The organism is Streptomyces sp. NPDC057249, from assembly GCF_042669245.1.
Taxonomy (GTDB): Bacteria; Actinomycetota; Actinomycetes; order Streptomycetales; family Streptomycetaceae; genus Streptomyces.
Window position 1 is genome coordinate 363,867 of record NZ_JBHUXS010000005.1, and the last position, 15,325, is coordinate 379,191.

Annotated in this window: 9 protein-coding genes; 2 read left to right on the forward strand and 7 right to left on the reverse strand. The window is 72.1% G+C overall.

Annotated elements, in window-relative coordinates:
• Window positions 1-152: 152 nt before the first annotated feature.
• Entirely contained in the window at window positions 153-578 is a 426-nt protein-coding gene (locus tag ACFUJY_RS12465) for an ATP-binding protein (protein ID WP_383297995.1), read from the reverse strand.
• Between the two features lie 162 nt (window positions 579-740).
• Between ACFUJY_RS12465 and ACFUJY_RS12470 the strand changes: the two genes are divergently transcribed.
• Both ACFUJY_RS12470 and ACFUJY_RS12475 read left to right on the forward strand, forming a co-directional pair.
• Window positions 741-1,622 (forward strand): helix-turn-helix domain-containing protein, encoded by an 882-nt coding sequence (locus ACFUJY_RS12470; RefSeq protein ID WP_383297997.1) that lies wholly within the window; start codon window positions 741-743, stop codon window positions 1,620-1,622.
• On the forward strand, window positions 1,619-1,828 hold the full coding sequence (locus ACFUJY_RS12475; protein WP_383297999.1) for a DUF397 domain-containing protein: 210 nt from the start codon (window positions 1,619-1,621) through the stop codon (window positions 1,826-1,828). The genes ACFUJY_RS12470 and ACFUJY_RS12475 overlap by 4 nt, the downstream gene beginning before the upstream one ends.
• A 60-nt stretch (window positions 1,829-1,888) precedes the next feature.
• On the opposite strand, the gene ACFUJY_RS12480 is transcribed toward ACFUJY_RS12475, so the two are convergent.
• The 6 genes from ACFUJY_RS12480 to ACFUJY_RS12505 form a co-directional block, all read right to left on the reverse strand.
• Window positions 1,889-6,004, reverse strand: coding sequence for an Eco57I restriction-modification methylase domain-containing protein (locus tag ACFUJY_RS12480; protein ID WP_383298001.1), 4,116 nt, complete (start codon window positions 6,002-6,004; stop codon window positions 1,889-1,891).
• A complete protein-coding gene (locus tag ACFUJY_RS12485) occupies window positions 6,004-7,047 on the reverse strand; it encodes a hypothetical protein (protein WP_383298003.1) in 1,044 nt (347 codons plus the stop codon). Before ACFUJY_RS12485 ends, ACFUJY_RS12480 begins: the two co-directional genes overlap by 1 nt.
• Window positions 6,963-9,245: a DISARM system SNF2-like helicase DrmD gene (gene drmD, locus ACFUJY_RS12490; protein ID WP_383298005.1), complete on the reverse strand. Its 2,283-nt coding sequence runs from the start codon at window positions 9,243-9,245 to the stop codon at window positions 6,963-6,965. The genes ACFUJY_RS12485 and drmD overlap by 85 nt, the downstream gene beginning before the upstream one ends.
• 129 nt (window positions 9,246-9,374) lie before the next feature.
• Window positions 9,375-11,531 (reverse strand): RNA repair domain-containing protein, encoded by a 2,157-nt coding sequence (locus ACFUJY_RS12495; protein ID WP_383298007.1) that lies wholly within the window; start codon window positions 11,529-11,531, stop codon window positions 9,375-9,377.
• Entirely contained in the window at window positions 11,531-13,276 is a 1,746-nt protein-coding gene (locus ACFUJY_RS12500; protein ID WP_383298008.1) for an RNA ligase family protein, read from the reverse strand. The genes ACFUJY_RS12495 and ACFUJY_RS12500 overlap by 1 nt, the downstream gene beginning before the upstream one ends.
• A gap of 87 nt (window positions 13,277-13,363) precedes the next feature.
• The gene (locus tag ACFUJY_RS12505) at window positions 13,364-14,923 is read right to left on the reverse strand and encodes a VCBS repeat-containing protein (RefSeq protein WP_383298010.1); all 1,560 of its coding nucleotides are present in this window, start codon (window positions 14,921-14,923) and stop codon (window positions 13,364-13,366) included.
• Between the last annotated feature and the right edge of the window lie 402 nt (window positions 14,924-15,325).

The following is a 15,325-nucleotide window of genomic DNA, read 5'->3' on the forward strand; positions in this document are numbered from 1 at the left end:
CCTAGTTCACTCGCGCGAGTGATGCAGGTCAGAACGGTGTGGGTGGGGTTGGGTTTGGTTCTTTCCCGGGTTCTTTAAAGGCCTTTATGACGTCGTGGCGGACCGCGACCCGGCGGACCGGGTCGCGGCCGGCCGCGACCCGGTGGGAACGGTCACGGCATGAGGTCGAGCTCCGCCCACACCGTCTTGCGCGGCACCGGTCCCTCCTCGACGCCCCAGCGGTCCGCCAGCGCCGCGACGATGAGGAGTCCGCGCCCGCTCTCGGCGTACGGACCGGGGGAGTCGGGGACGGGCAGGCGGTCACTCCGCGTGTCGGTCAGCTCGATCCGCAGCCGCGAGGCGTCGTCCACGGCGAGCGACAGCCGGAAGTCCCGGCCCGGCACGCGTCCGTGCACGGCGGCGTTGGTGGCCAGCTCGGCGACGATGTGCGCGGCGGCCTCGGTGGGGAGCCCCCAGTCGCCCAGGTGCGCCGTGGTGAGCAGCCGCGCGAGGCGTGCGCCCCGGCGCGTGGGGGAGAGCAGTACGGCGAACTGCCGGGCGGGAGCGGAACGTTCGGTTCGGGTGATTTCTCGATTCACGCTACTCAGCGTGGCCGTGGGCGCCTACCGTGAACAGTGACTCGGTGCTTACGTACGGTCATTGTCCCCAGCTTGTCCAGCGCTGTCCCCGCTGTACGGGGTGACGCCCGGGGGACGTACACGGTTGAGGAAGAACGGCACGCGCGCGGAAGCGGGGCACGGATGAGTGTGGACGAGATCGGTACGCAGTGGCAGCCCGACGCGGGCGCCGACGAGCCGGGCTGGGACGTGGACCCGGACGACGAGTCGGGCGTCGCGGTGGTCGCTGCGGTGGGGCGGCAGCTCCGGGCGTGGCGGGAAGCGGCGGGGCTGACGGCAGCTGAGTTCGGGTCGCGGCTGGGGTACGGGGAGAACCTGGTCTACAAGGTGGAGGGCGGGCGGCGGATTCCTCGGCCGGAGTTCCTGGACTTGGCGGATCAGGTGTGCGGGGCGGGCGGGAAGATCGCCGCGATGAAGCAGGACCTGGCGGCGGTGAGGTATCCGAAGAAGATGCGTGAGCTGGCGAAGATGGAGGCGCAGGCCGTTGAGCTTTCGGCCTACGGAAGCCACAACATCCATGGTCTGTTGCAGACGGAGGAGTACGCGCGGGCGCTGTTCGGGATGCGGCGGCCCGCCTTCTCACCCGACGAAGTCGATCGGCTGGTTGCTGCCCGTATGACCCGAAAGTCCATCTTTGGTCGCTCGCCTGCGCCGGAGCTCAGCTTTGTGCAGGAAGAAGCGACGCTGCGACGGCCTCTCGGGGGCAGAATGGTGCTGCGTCGCCAGCTGGAACACATCCTGGAAGTGGCGGAGCTGCGGAACGTTGAGATCCAGGTGATGCCGACCAGCCGCGAGGACCACGCGGGAATGGGGGGCGTGATGGAGGTGCTGAAGTTCAAGGACGGTTCGGCGGTGGGGCGTTCTGAAGGCGAATTCGGCAGCCGCCCGGTCGCTGACCCGAAGCGCGTGCGCGTCATCGAGCTGCGAACTGGGATCATGCGGGCTCAGGCCCTCACACCTCGGGAGTCGCGGGCCTTCATCGAGCAAGTACTGGGAGAGACATGATCAGCAGGAACTCTGGCGGCGACGCTTCTCGGCTGGAGTGGGTCAAGAGCAGCTACAGCGACAACGGCAACAGTAACGAGTGCGTCGAGATCGCGGCGACGCCTGGCGCGGTGCACGTTCGTGACTCCAAGGACCTGTCGGCGCCGCAGCTCGCCTTCGGCACGACCGCGTGGGTGGGATTTATTTCGTACGCCGCCGACTGCTAAGCCTGAGAGCACCTGCGCCCCCGCCTGTCGGCCGATGCCGGGGCGGGGGGCCGGGTGCTGTCAGAAGAACTCTTCCTGGACGCCTTCCTCCGGCTTGGGCTCGGCCTTCGGCTTCGCCGCCCGCTTACGGGTGGTTTTCTTCCTCGCGCCCGGCACATGCAGACCGGCTGCCTGTTCCTCCCTGTAGCGCGCGTGGTTCAGCAGCAGGAGGCGGTCCAGGACTTCGGTCTGGAGGGCTGGTGTGATGGTGAATCGAGGGCCGCGCGGAGTCTCCTGGACTCCGTGCACCAGCGTGACTTCGTCCCAGCCGTACGCTTGAACGACGGCTGCGTCCACCTCGATGTGAGCGGCGCGCACGGAAGCGATGTCGTTTGCGTGCTCGTCTTTGGTGTGGACCAGGTTGTAGAGCTTGGTCAATCCGATGGAGCGGGAAGCCATGGCGTCCCGCTGAGCCTTCTCCAGCGATGTTCCCGCTGCGGTCAGGCGTGCAGTCTCGCGGGGGCGGGGGAACGTTTCGTACACGTCGGAGGGCGCGTAGCGGAGATCGCCTCGCATGTCCCCTGAGTACCGGAGCGCCCACCAGTAGTGCATCGAGCTCGACAAGACGGCGAGCTGTCCCGAAGCATCGGTAGGGAAAGCGACGATCTGCTCGCTCACTACTTGACCGGTCGGAATGCGTACCGGCATGCCGGTCTTGCTGACCCGCGCCAGCACGATCAACCGGTCCAGGTTTGCGATTGCCTCGTACAAGTCCAGGGCTGGCCGTGTGAACCGCCACCAGATCTCACGCCGCTGTTTGTTGTTGTTCTTAGCTCGGTCGGGTTTCACGTCTCGCTCCACGATCGCGAACACGTCCTCGTACGTAGCCGCCCTCTCCTCCGACCAGTCGTGGAAGTTGATGACCCACCGGCTTGCCGAGCAGTCCGGTCGCGAGTTGAGGTCCTCCCCGTTGAGGTACGGGAACAGCACCTCCTCGTTGCGCGGGTCCTTCTCGATCAGCGCCTGGGCCGCCTCCGGCTGAAGGATGAAGCCCTTACCCAGTACGTACGACCCGATGAACGACTGCCCCGCGTTCGCCGCCAGCCGGTACGGCTTGCCGCTCACGCTGGACTGAGGGTCGAGCCACGAGGTGATCCCCCGCACTTCGCCCCCGTTCAGCACCGGCTGTTCGCCCTCGCCCATGCGGCCACCCAGCCACAGCAACGACACCTCCAGCGCGGCCGTCCCTGGCCAGGGCTGGGACTTGATCGCCCGGTAGACCGACCATCCGCCCGCCGTGGCCTGATCGAGTCCGACCTCGCGCGTGTCCCCCTGGGCAATCGTGTTCGTCGCGATGATCCCCGTACGCCGCCCCGGTGCCAGCGTGAGGTTCCGCAGCAGGAAGTACGCGCACAGGTCCGCGCTACCCCGCTGCCCCCGGCCGATGCGGTTGACCAGGTACTCACGGTAGTCCGTCCCCAAGGCCCCCGTCAGCTTCTGGCCCCCGATGAACGGCGGGTTTCCCACGATCGCGTCGAAGCCCGACGCACCGCCCACCCCCATGATCTCCGGGAACTCCAGCGGCCAGTGCAACGGCCTTACCGCCGCCGCCCGCTCACCCTTGAGCCACCGGGCCACCACGCCCCGCGCCCGGTCACCCGCCACCGACGACCCGGGAACGTCCGCGTCCTCCTCCAGCGCGGTCGCGACCAGCCCCGCCACCGAATCCAGACGGTTCCGGTACGCCCGCTGCTTCGCGTCCTCCTTCGCGTCCCGGAACTGCGCCGCGCCCCGCTTGCCGCCCACCTTCTCCTCACCGGTGAGGTCGGACGCCTCCTCGTCGGAGATGCCCTCCGCCGCCAGCGCCGCACCGACGACCGCGTCCGCAGCTAGGCGCAGGCGGTCCGCCAGGGTCTCCGCTCGGCGCAGCTTCTCCGTCTTGGCGTGCACGCTGCGGATGTCGTGGACCGGGGTCGCCTCGATCTCGCGGCGCAGGACCGCCGCCCGGGAGAGCAGCGACTCCGTCACGTCCAGGGCCCGCGACACCTCGGGGCTCAGCTGCCGGGCGCCGGCCTCCAGGTGGAACGCCTTGATCTGCTCCACGTCGGTCACGCCGACCAGCGAGTCGCCGCAGCGCAGCGCGTGGTCCAGGAACGAGAACGGGCGGCCCTTCGCCAGGGTGACCAGCCACAGCGACAGCTTGGCGAGCTCCACCGCCATCGGGTCCCGGTCCACCCCGTACAGGCAGCGGTCGGCGACCAGGCGGCGGGCCACCCGCAGCAGCTCGTCCCGGTCGTCGGCGCCCACATCGCGGCGGACCTCGTCCGGCAGGCCGTCCCGGAGCCAGGCGTCCACCACCCGGTCCGAGAGGTAGCGGCAGGCAGAGACGAGGAACGCCCCGGAACCCATCGCCGGGTCCAGCACCCGCAGCTTCAGGAGCTCGGCGGCCGGCTTCGCCTTCCAGACCCCGGCCGCCGCGCCCTCCGCCGGGCCGGGAGAGAAGCACAGCGGGGCGAGGGTGTGCTCGACGACCTCCTCCGCGAGCTTCTTCGGGGTGTAGTGCGTGCCCGTGTCACGGCGGTTGCCGGAACGCACCATCACCATCGAGCCCGCCGGGAACACCCTCGGCTCGCCCCTCAGGTCGTCGTCGACCAGACCGGCGAACGGGGCGATGCGGGCGGCGAGCGCGTCGTCGTTGCCGGCCGAGGCGTGCAGTTCGGCGGTGACCGCGCCGCCCTGGTCCAGCGCCTTGCGGACCTGGGCGACCGACGTGACGCCCGTGGCCTCCTTCAGTTCGCGCTCGATCGAGCCGTCCGCCCGCCACTTCTCCAGGCCGGCGAGCGGCAGCACCGCCTCGTACTGCTTGTCGCGGCCGAGGGCGATCCCGAGATACGGCTCCTCGGCGCGCTCGCAGCCGTACTCCAGCAGACCCTCGTAGACATGGCCGATCTGCTCGACGTCCAGACCCTTGTACGACATGGCCTCGCGGCCCCGCCCCTTGCGGCGCAGGACCAGCAGCGCGTCGAGGATCTCGTACACCACCCGGTCCGTGACCTTCGCGTCCGCCAGCCACGGGAAGCGTGACGGGTCGAAGAGGGAACCGCCGTACGCGGGAATCCACAGCTCGTCGTGGGTCGAGCCGCCGTGGATCGCGGCGAACACCGCGAGCAGCCGGGGCCAGGCGGCGGCGCGGCGGTCGCCGAGCTCGCCGCCGTACAGGGAGCGCTCGGCGTCCAGCGCCTCGTGCAGCGGGGCGACGGCGTACGACTCCTTGTACAGGCGGAGTTCGGACGGGAGCAGCCGCTGCTCCTCCGCGTACAACAGGAAGACCAGCCGCATCATCACGGTGAGCGCGCTGTCGTACAGCGGCTTCCCGGGGACCCCGGCGAGCAGCCGGCCGTCCGACTCGCGGTCCAGCCGGGACAGTTCCGCGACGAGCAGTGCGACGGCCGCGCGGACCTGCTTGCCGAGGGTGTCGGTGACGTCGGCCTGCTGGTCGGCGGTGCGGGCGAAGAGCGCGGCGAGCGAGGAGGTGGGGGCGCCCGCGGCGTCCAGCGCGGGAGGCACGGTCCGCCGGGCGTGCAGCAGGCTCGCGAAGGCGCGCAGGAGCAGCGGCTCCTCCCGCCACAGGTCGGCGTCGAAGACGGCGACGGTGGTCGCCTCCTTCGGGCGGGCGTGGACCAGGGCCCACTCGCGGCCGTTCGTGACGAGCGCGATCGGCACCTCACGCCAGCGGGCGAGATCGGCGGCCCGGTCCACGGCGGAGGGGGCCCCGTCCTTCGCCTTGACGAGGGACGCGCCCCACTCGGGCGTGCGGAAGAAGAGGACACGGGGCGCGGGACCGTCCGGGCCCGGGCCCATGAGGACCGCGTCCGGGGTGTTCGCACCGGCCCGCACCGACTCGGGCAGCGCGGCGCCCTCCCGCAGGCCCGGTGTCCAGCCCAGGAGCTCACCGAGGACCAGCCGCTCCCAGCCGTGGCGCAGCACGTCCGGGTCCTCCTGGACCTCGTCCCACGCCTGACGGAGCCGCGGCAGGGTGTCCTTCGACACGGTGTCCAGGCCCTGCGGCCACACGTCGAGCAGAACCGGCAGGGAGATGAACGGGCCGTCCGGGCGGAGCAGCCGCAGCCAGTCGGTGTGCTGGTCCGCGGGGGAGGGGATGTGGCCCGCGATCACACGGCGAGGGGCGGGGGGCATCAGCGCTGGTCTCCACGGGCGAGGGCGGACGGGACGAGAAAGGTGACGGCGACGGGGAACCACCGGGGGGTCGGGTCGGCCCAGCGACTGCGGAGCGCCTCGGACTCGGACTCGACCAGGGCGGGGATCGCGTCCAGCCGTTCGGTCAGGGCCTCGCGGTCGGCGCGCAGCTGGCGCCGCTCCTCGTCGATGTCGAAGAGCGATCCCTGCTCCCAGTATCCGTGATCGGCGAGCCGGTCCCGGATCGAGCGCTCCAGCTCGGCGAGCACCTTCCGTACCCCGTCGACCTCCTCCTCGCAGCGGGCCGCGAGGAGCTTCTCCACCGATTTGAACCTGGTGCGCGCACGGGCGCCGAGGGCGCGGGAGAGCTTCTCCTCCAGCTGCGGCTCCCAGAGCGCGGTGAGCCGGTCGGTGACGTCCGCGGCGGGCAGTTCCTCCGACGCCGCCGCGAGCCAGGCGTCCAGTTCGTCCTGGCGGGCCGCCTCCAGCTTGCCGCCGACGACCGCGCCGCCCGCCGTGATGATCTCCTCGTGGAGCCGGGTGCCGCCGCGTCCGGAGACGACGACCCGGCCGTGGGCGACGACGGCGGGCGTGCGCAGCAGATCACCGGGCACCACGCGGGCGGTGACGCGGGACAGCTTCGCCTCCTGACCGCCGGCCCAGAGCTCCGCGCGCAGCAGCCGCAGGCACATCTGGACGAGACGGTGGCCCAGGTGGAGCAGGACCACGTCCGTGCGCCGGCGGGCGTCCCGCTCGTCGAAGACCACCGGCCGCTCCTCGCCGGTCAGGGGGTGACGCAGACCGTCGTTGCGGGCGTGCGCCCACGCCCCCGGGAGTTCCGGGAGGCGGAAGCACCGGGCGGGGGACGGGCCGCCCGCCGGGTCGGGGATCTCGGTCAGATCCTTGCGGTGGGCCAGGCCGAGGCCGGTCCGCACCACGCGTTCGACCGTCTCGGGCGTCAGGTGCAGGGTGTCGCGGCTGCCGGCGAGCCGGGAGACGAGCTTCTCCAGCTCCCTGGCGAGGTCCCGGTCCGTCTTGAGCACGGCCTGGCCGGACCGCCGGCTGATCTCGGCGTCTGCCGTCGTCCAGTCGGAGCGACGGCCCAGCATCTTCTGCTCGACCTGCGCCGCGATGACCTCGCCCGCGCTGCCCAGGTCCTCGCGGATCTGCTCCGTCTTGCGGGCGGCGACGGCCAGGAAGTGGAGCTCGTCCTCCAGGGTGCCGTCCGTGTGCAGGGAGGCGGTGGCGTCGTCGACGGCGGTGAAGCCCTGCCAGCCCTCGGGGACGAAGTGGAAGACGTCCACCTGGTCCGCCCGTTGGCCGTGCCGGTCGATGCGGCCGTTGCGCTGCTCCAGGCGGTTCGGGTTCCACGGGATCTCCCAGTGCAGGAGGCGGTGGCAGTGGGCCTGGAGGTTGATGCCCTCGCTGGCGGCGTCCGTGCGAACAGGATGCGGACCGGGGAGAGGGAGGGATCCTCCTGGAAGACCGTCTTGATGTGCTCGCGTTCCTGGGGCTTCTGCCCGCCGTAGAGCTGGGCGATCCGCTCCGCGGGGTAGCCGGCGGCGATCAGCCGGTCGAAGAGCCAGCGCTGGGTGTCCCGGTACTCGGTGAAGACGATCACCCGGTCCGGCGCCCAGTCCCCGGCCGGGCCGTCCGGGCGGACCACGGCGTCGAGCCAGCCGCGCAGCGCGGTGAACTTCGCGTCGGGCCGCTTGACCGCCGTGCGGGCCCAGGCGGAGAGCTCCTTCAGCTGGGTGTGCTCGGCCGCGGTGAGGGAGCGCGAGGCCTGGCGCGCGGCGGTCAGGGCCCGTTCCGCCGCCTCCGCGTGCTCCTCGTCGTCCTCCGCGGTCTCCTCGACCCGCTCGATGAGGGGACGCAGGACCTTCTCGCTGGGAGCCCGCTCGGCGGCCGGCCCTTCGGTCATGGTCTTCAGGTGGACGTCGATCGTCTCGGCGAAGGCCTTGGGGGAGGACAGGAACCGCTTCTTGAGCAGGGTGGTGACGAAGTCCGCCGCGGTGCGGGCGGTCCCGGTGTCGCCGGTTTCCCGGCGGGAACGGGCGTACGCGGACAGCTTCGCGTAGGCCGCACGCGCCTCGGTCTCATACCTGACCTCCAGGGCGTGGGCCACCCTTTCGGGGAAGCGGGGCCGGCCGTCCCACGTCTTCGGCAGTTCGGACTTGAGGCGGCGGACCATGACGCGGCGCAGTTGCTCGTCCGAGGGCTTCACGCCCCGCGCGAAACGGTGGTCGTCCAGCAGCTCCAGGAGCGCCGTGAACGATTCCAGGAAGCCGTTGTGCGGGGTGGCGGAGAGGAAGAGCCGGTGTTCGCAGTGTGGTGCGAGGGCCCGGATTGCCTTCGTGCGCTGCGAGTCGACGGCGTACCGGCCGGTCCCGGAGGGTGCGCAGGTGTGGACCTCGTCGACGACCAGCAGGTCGAAGGCGCGCGGGTACTCCGGCAGGTGCGGCAGTACCTCGCGCAGCATCCGCATCGGCCGTTCACGCTTCAGCCAGTCCACGGAGACGATGAGGCGGGGGTAGTGCAGCCAGGGGTTGGCGGCGTGCGGACCCCGGGACCGGCGCAGTTCCCTGAGCAAGGCGCTGTTCACAATGCGGAAGTCCAGACCGAACTTGTCCCGCATCTCGTCCTGCCACTGGAGGGTCAGGCCCGAGGGACAGACGATCAGCATGGTGCGGGCCCGGTGGCGCAGCATGAGCTCCTGCATGACGAGGCCCGCCTCGATCGTCTTGCCGAGGCCGACGTCGTCGGCGATGAGCAGATTCGTACGCGGCATGGACAGCGCCCGCACGACCGGCGCCAGCTGGTAGTCCTGGATCTCGGCGCCGGAACGGAAGGGAGCCTGCAGGGCGGTCTTGTCGGCGGAGGCGATCGCACCCCACCGCACCGCGTCCAGGAAGGCGTCGAGACGCTCCGGTGCGTCGATGCCGTCGGCGGGCGAGGGCAGCTCGTACCGCTGATGGACGACCGCGCCCTGTTCGAGCTCCCAGATCACCCGGAGCTCCTCGTCCCGGGCATCGTCCTCGACGGAGACCAGGTCGACCAGGTGTGTGGCCGACGCCGCCGCCGTTCGGGCCGGGTCCTCGGCGGAGACCGCGGAGCGGGCGACCCCGGAGACCACCCAGGGGCGGTTGCGTACGGTGACGAGCTGGCCGTGAGCGGGTGGGGCGCCATCCTCCGGGGCGTCGGCTTCAGCCCGTTCGGTCTCCACGGCCACGTCCGTCATCGATTGCACTCCCGCTCCCTGTCCCCTTGAACCCCTGGGAGAAGGTTAAGGGGGATGCGCGGTGCTCCGGGGCCTGTTCAAGCCGGTCCGGCGATCGAGACGCCGGCCCGCGTCCCGGCCCGTAGGGCCCTACATCGTCGGCCTGTCGGCCGGCCCGAGCGACGCCCCCCTGATCCCCCGCAGCACCTCCGCCCCGATCTCCGCCAGCCGATGCGGCTCCGGCGGTGTCGCCCCCAGGCCGATCGCGTAACCCGGGTGACCGGTCGCCGTGATCGGGCGCGGCCACACGCGGCAGTCCGGGGCGCCCGCCTCCGCCAGGGCAGCGGTCAGAGCCAGGAGGCGCCCGCGTAGGCGGCCCTCCTCGGCGGGGTCCGCCGACGCCAGGGCCCACGCGGTGTGTTCCGTGAGCGCGGGCGGGGCGCAGAGCGCGTCCGGCTCCGTGTCCAGGAGTTCCCAGGCCCGGAACAGTTCCGCCGTGAGCAGGTCGCGGCCTGCGGGGGAGACCTGGGGCGTGCAGGAGCGGACCGGGGGCGTCGGGGTGTAGACCGTGACCGGGTCGCCCGTCGCCGGGCCTTGGCCCACCGGGGTGCGCCAGTCCCATGCGGCCCAGGTCGCGAAGAAGTCCCGCAGGCCGCCGCCCTCGTGGGCCGTACGCGCCGCGAGCACCGTCCAGGCGAGACCGGGGAGGCCGCCGCACGGGGCGGAGTCCAGGCCCCTCGCCGCCGCCCACTCCTTGACCTGCCGGGCCAGCGCGGTGAACGCCTTCCGGTGGGGCTCCGCCGCCGCGAGGACCGCCTCCGCGTCGCTCACCGCGCTCAGCGCGACCGCCGCCGCCTCGCCCAACTCTGCTCGGCGGGCGACCGCTTCGGCCGGCGGCAGCGGGCCCGTTCCCACGGTGACCAGGTCCACCCGCAGGCCGTCCACGTACCACCGCAGGCCGGGGACCCGGGCGCCCGTCACCTCGCGCAGATCCCGCGCCTCCGGGAAGGCGGCGGCGAGCCGGTTCCGTACGCCCGTGACGTCGGGGAGCGCCGCCACCAGGTCCAGGTCGGCGCCGGGGAGCGCGCAGCCCATGCGCCGGGAGCCGACGACGTGGACCTGCGCGTCGGGGAGGGCGGCGGCGACGCGGGCGGTTACGGCGGCCGCTTCCGGGGTGGAGCGCGCGGTTTCGGCGGTCGCCGCCCGGGAAGCCGCGCCGAGCCCCACCCGTACCCCGTAGTGATCCGACACATGCAGCCCACCCGGCCCGGGCTCTTCCCCGAGCAGGGCCGCCGTACGCGCCCGCAGCCGGTCAGTCCGCAGCAGCACCCTGTCCAGACGCGACACCCGCCCCGAGAGGGACGAGATCGCGGCCAGGGGGTTGGCCGACGGGTCGAAGGTCGGGGTGTCGTCGGCGGGGCCGTGCACCTCCGTCCACGCGTCCGTCATCGCCAGACGGGTCTGCGGGTGGTCGCCGCCGTCGTTGAAGTCGCCGACGAGAATCAGTTCGCCCGCCACCGCCGCCAACCCCGTTGCCAGGTCCGTCAGTTCCGCGTCCCGGCGGGTAGCGCCCTCGGGGGAGTGGTCACTGCTGAGGTGCGTGACGGCCACCGTGACCGGGCCCTCCGCCATTTCCACGACCGCCGCCGCGACCGCCTTGTGCGGGCCCAGCACGTGCACTGCCGTCTCGCTCACCGGCAGACGGCTGAGCAGCAGCAGGCCGGTGTCGGGGACGTCGTGCCCGGTCGGATCGGTCGCGAGGGTGTAGTGAGCGCTCACCCACTCGCAGCCCAGGAGCAGCTTCAGCAGCGCGGGCTCCACCTCCTGGAGCGCGATGACGTCCGCGTCCGCCGCGCGCAGCGCCTCGGCCAGCAGGGGGCGGCGGCGGGCGGTGTCGATGCGGTCGCTGTCGTAGCGGTCCCAGAGGGTGTTCCAGGTGAGCACCGTCAGCGGGCCGGACGGGCTCTTCGTGCCCGTGGGCGCCGGTTCCCAGGCGCCCGTCGCCGGGGAGTACGCGTGCGGGGTTCGGGCCGTGAAGTACGGGGAAGGCAGGCGGCGCGCCTCCCGTATCCGGCCGGCGTCCGTCGCGTCGATGCGGTCCGTGCCCGTGGCCCGGTCCCAGACCACCTCGCCGTCCGCCTCGAAGAAGAGGACCCGGTGCCAGGGGATGTCGCCGCCGGGTGTGAACCGGTCCAGCGGCACCCGCTTCGGCTCCCGGCCGCGCTGCGCCACGCCCAGCACGAAGCGCGCCGGGTCGAAGCGGGCGTCCCAGCGGACGCGGTGGTAGATCTCCTCGCTCGTGCGCATCAGGCCCGGTCCTCCACGGTTCCGCTGGTGCCGATGTACCAGGTGCGGTGCGCCTGGCCGGGGTACGGGGGCACGAACCGGTGCAGCTGCGACGCCAGCACCTGCGGCGGTACGGGGTGCTCCCGGCGTCCGTTGCGCGCGGCCAGTTCCGCCTCGCCGATCCAGGCCACGGCATGGGTGACCAGGGCGTCCCGGCGGCGGGCGACCGCGTGGACCAGGGAGCGCTGGTGCGCGTTGAGCGAGGTGGCATCCCAGACCACCGTCGCACCGGGGACGAGGGCCGCGTCCAGCCGGTCCAGGCCCTCCCGCAGCACGTCCCCGTTGGCGCTCTGGTCGGCGCGCGAGCCCCGGGCCAGGCGCAGGTCGTCCAGCGAAAGGTACGAGGCGACCCCCGGCAGGCCCCGGCCGAAGGTGCTCTTGCCGCTGCCCGAGGGGCCGGCCAGCTGGACCAGGCGCGGGAAGTCCCCGGACCGCCACCGCCAGGTCGCGGCGACCGCCTCCTCGGCGGTGGCGACGCGCCCGTCCGCGTACGCCTCGCGGGCCTGCGCCAGGCAGCGCGCGGCGGCCTCCGGCCCGAGATCCGTGAACGCCCCGGCCAGCCCGTCCGGCTCCCGCACCTCCTCCGCGTGCAGGGCCGACCACTCGACCTGCTCCCGCGCTTCGGCGGTGTCCGCCAGCACCCCGGACACCGCGTGCAGCACGGACAGGTCGGCGGCGAGCGCCATCCGGGCCAGCCCGGCGCGCCGCTCCTCGTCGGGGTAGGGGCGGTGCAGCCCGGGGGCCAGCCCGACGAGGTCCGCGACGCGGCGGGCGAGCGGCATGCCGATGCGGCCCGCGAGGGCCGGGGCGAGAGCGGTGCGGCGGGTGGTGTGCAGCAGGGCGGCGAGGACGCCGGCGAGGCGGTCGTCGCCGGTGCGGCCGAGGGCGTCGAGGGCGTCGGCGGCGGCGAGGGCGTGCTCCGGGGAGCCCGCCTGCTCCCCGATGGCCACGGCGCCGGGCCCGCCCGTGCTCACGCCCGCACCCGCGTGCTCCGAGGCGCCCGGCCCGTCCGCCGGACCGGCACCCACCGCCGCCGCCAGGCCCGCCGCGTCCACCGGCGCCCCGCTCCGTACCGCCCACAGCGCCGCCGCAGGGGCGAGCCCGTTCTCCACGACCTCCGCGTGCATCCAGTGCGTATCGGTCACCACATGGCCCGGCCGCACCCACTTGCCGACGAGGCGGCCGAACAGCGCGGCCGGGAAGCTCGCGGCCGGGCGCACGACGTACCCCTCCTGCCGCCCCGTGTCCGGCTTCAGCGCGCGCAGCGCCTTCGCGTCGAACACCCCGCGCCACAGCACCGGGGGCGTCGGGATGCCCAGGGAGCGCAGGAACTCCACGGTCCGGTCCCAGCCCAGGCAGCGGTCGCCGTCCCACACGGAGAACCCGTAGAAGTGGCTCTTCAGGGCGTCGTACGCGAGGGAGTGCCGGGCGAACATGTTCTCCCCGCAGATCCGCCACCCTGCCGGGATGCGGGGTCCGACGCGGGCCTGGAGGGCCTTCACCCAGGTCCGCGACGGATGGTGCGCCGAGTCCAGCGAACGGGCGTGCAGCCCGTCCGCGTACAACGTGGTGTTCTCGCCGTCCAGCTTCTCGGTGACGACGACCTCGGTCCCGGCGAGTGCCGCCAGATCTGTCATCCGCACATCGTCGGAGGTGGCGCCGGGCGACCAGGGCAGATGAGGGGTCCGTGGATAGTGCGTCCGCATGATCTTCCGCCCCCGTACCGTCCGTCGTGCCCGGCCGGAAACTGTAGGGGCGGGGGCTCGTCCGTACGACCGATTAACGCGCGCGCGTCAGTGCGGCAGCGCCGCTCCGAACGCGTCACCGTCGCTGCCGGCCGGGAGGCCGAGATCCCCCTCGCCGAGGGCGGCGGCCGCTTCCAGGGTGCCGGGCCGGACCTTGAGCACGGTGACGGTGCCGGCCGCGTTGCCGGGGGCGCCCACCAGAGGCTCGACGCGGCCGTTGCCATCGGTGTCCAGGGCGCCTACCGTCCAGCCGAAGTGGTCGTGCGCGGCTATGACGCCAGGCACCTTGTCGGTGTCCTGGTCGATCCAGAGCGCCCCCTTGGTGGTGACGCCTCCGGTCGCGTTGCCGAAGAGGATCATGGAGGCGCCGGCGCCGTACGCGGAGTTGAGCGCCTCACTGCGCATGCCGACGACGAGGTCGTCCGTGCCGTCGCCGTCGAAGTCGCCCGCGGCGAGGCCGGACGCGAAGTAGTCCTCCATCTCGGGGGCGCCGGAGATACCGGGGGAGTCCTGGTCGAAGAGTTTCACGCGGCTGGTGGCGGACAGGCCCTGGGAGCCCCCGTAGAAGACCGCGAGCCGTCCGGCCGCGCCCTTTCCGCCGACCTGCTCGTCGGCCACGCCGACGGCGACATCCGCGTAGTCGTCGTCGTTGAAGTGGCCCACCGCCAGTGCGCTCCCCGCGAACTCGCCGATGCCGTCCACACTGCCGGAGTCGACGAATCCGCCGGCTGCCGGGGCGCCGCTCTTGAACGGGCCGTACAGGATGTGGATCGAGCCCCGGTCGGAGCTTCCGGAGATCTGCTCGCCGATGGTGGCGGAAATCAGGTCGCCGACACCGTCGCCGTTGACGTCGGCCACGGCGAGCTGTTCACCGAAGCGGTCCCCCTTCTCGGGGACGCCGGGAACGTTGGCCGTGTCCTGGTCGACCGCGACGGTGTCCTTGGCGTTGAGGCCGGTGGATGTGCCGAACATGATCTTCACGGTGCCGGCGTTGGCCAGACCGCCCGCGTTGTCGAGGGGCTGGCCGACGGCGAGGTCGCAGAAGCCGTCGTCGTTGATGTCTCCGGTGGCCAGGGAGTAGGCGAATATCTCGTCCTTGGCGGCGGCACCTGGGTAGGAATCGGTGTCCTCGCTGAACACCTCGGTCGTGGAGTTGTAGATCCCGCCGGAGCTGCCGTAGTGGACTGTCAGCATTCCGGCGCCCTCGACATCCCCGAGGGCCTCCATCGGTGAAGCCACCACGAGGTCGGCGTAGCCGTTGTTGTCGAAGTCGCAACTGGCCACCGACTGGCCGAAGGCGTCGTCGGCTTCCGGGTCGCCCGATACGCCCGGAGACGCCTGGTCGATGCGGACCGCGCTGTGGGAGGGCCCGGTGGAGGTGCCGTTGGCGATGACGACCGAACCCGCCCCCGCGTGGCCCGACACGGTGTTGCCGGGCATGCCGATGACGAGGTCCGGCTTGCCGTCGCCGTTGAAGTCGTAGGGCTTGGCCGCATGACCGGAGCCGGCCGTGAGGGCGATCGTCGCCACCACACCGGCGGAGGCGAGCAGGGCGACGGCCGCATGCCACGCCTTGGGCCGACGCTTCTTTGCCTTCTCTGCGGCCATGACTGTCCTTCACTCGTATCCGGGGCATGCCGAGTTCGCTCCCATGGCCGGTTCCTGCACCATGAGCGCCTCACACGGAGGGCGGGAACGGTGTGGTCCGGTTGCGGTCCGCGCGATCGACGCCGCAGGCTATCCCGCTGATCATCTCGACTTGATCACGGTCGGACGGTTGCGCGAGGCAGTGAATCGAGGCTGGCCGAGTCCGTTTGTCGCAGGCAGGGATGGGTAGTTGGACCTGTGTAGGAGGCGTGGAGGCTGTGTGTGACACAGACTTGGGGCTACATGTCGTTATAAATCCGTTGTCATGGCCATGGTTCAGGCGTCCGTTGATCACTTAACGTGTACGCCGCCGAGGTCCCCTGATCTTCGCCCGGCCCCGGCTCCCTGCTTCCGGCCGATCGC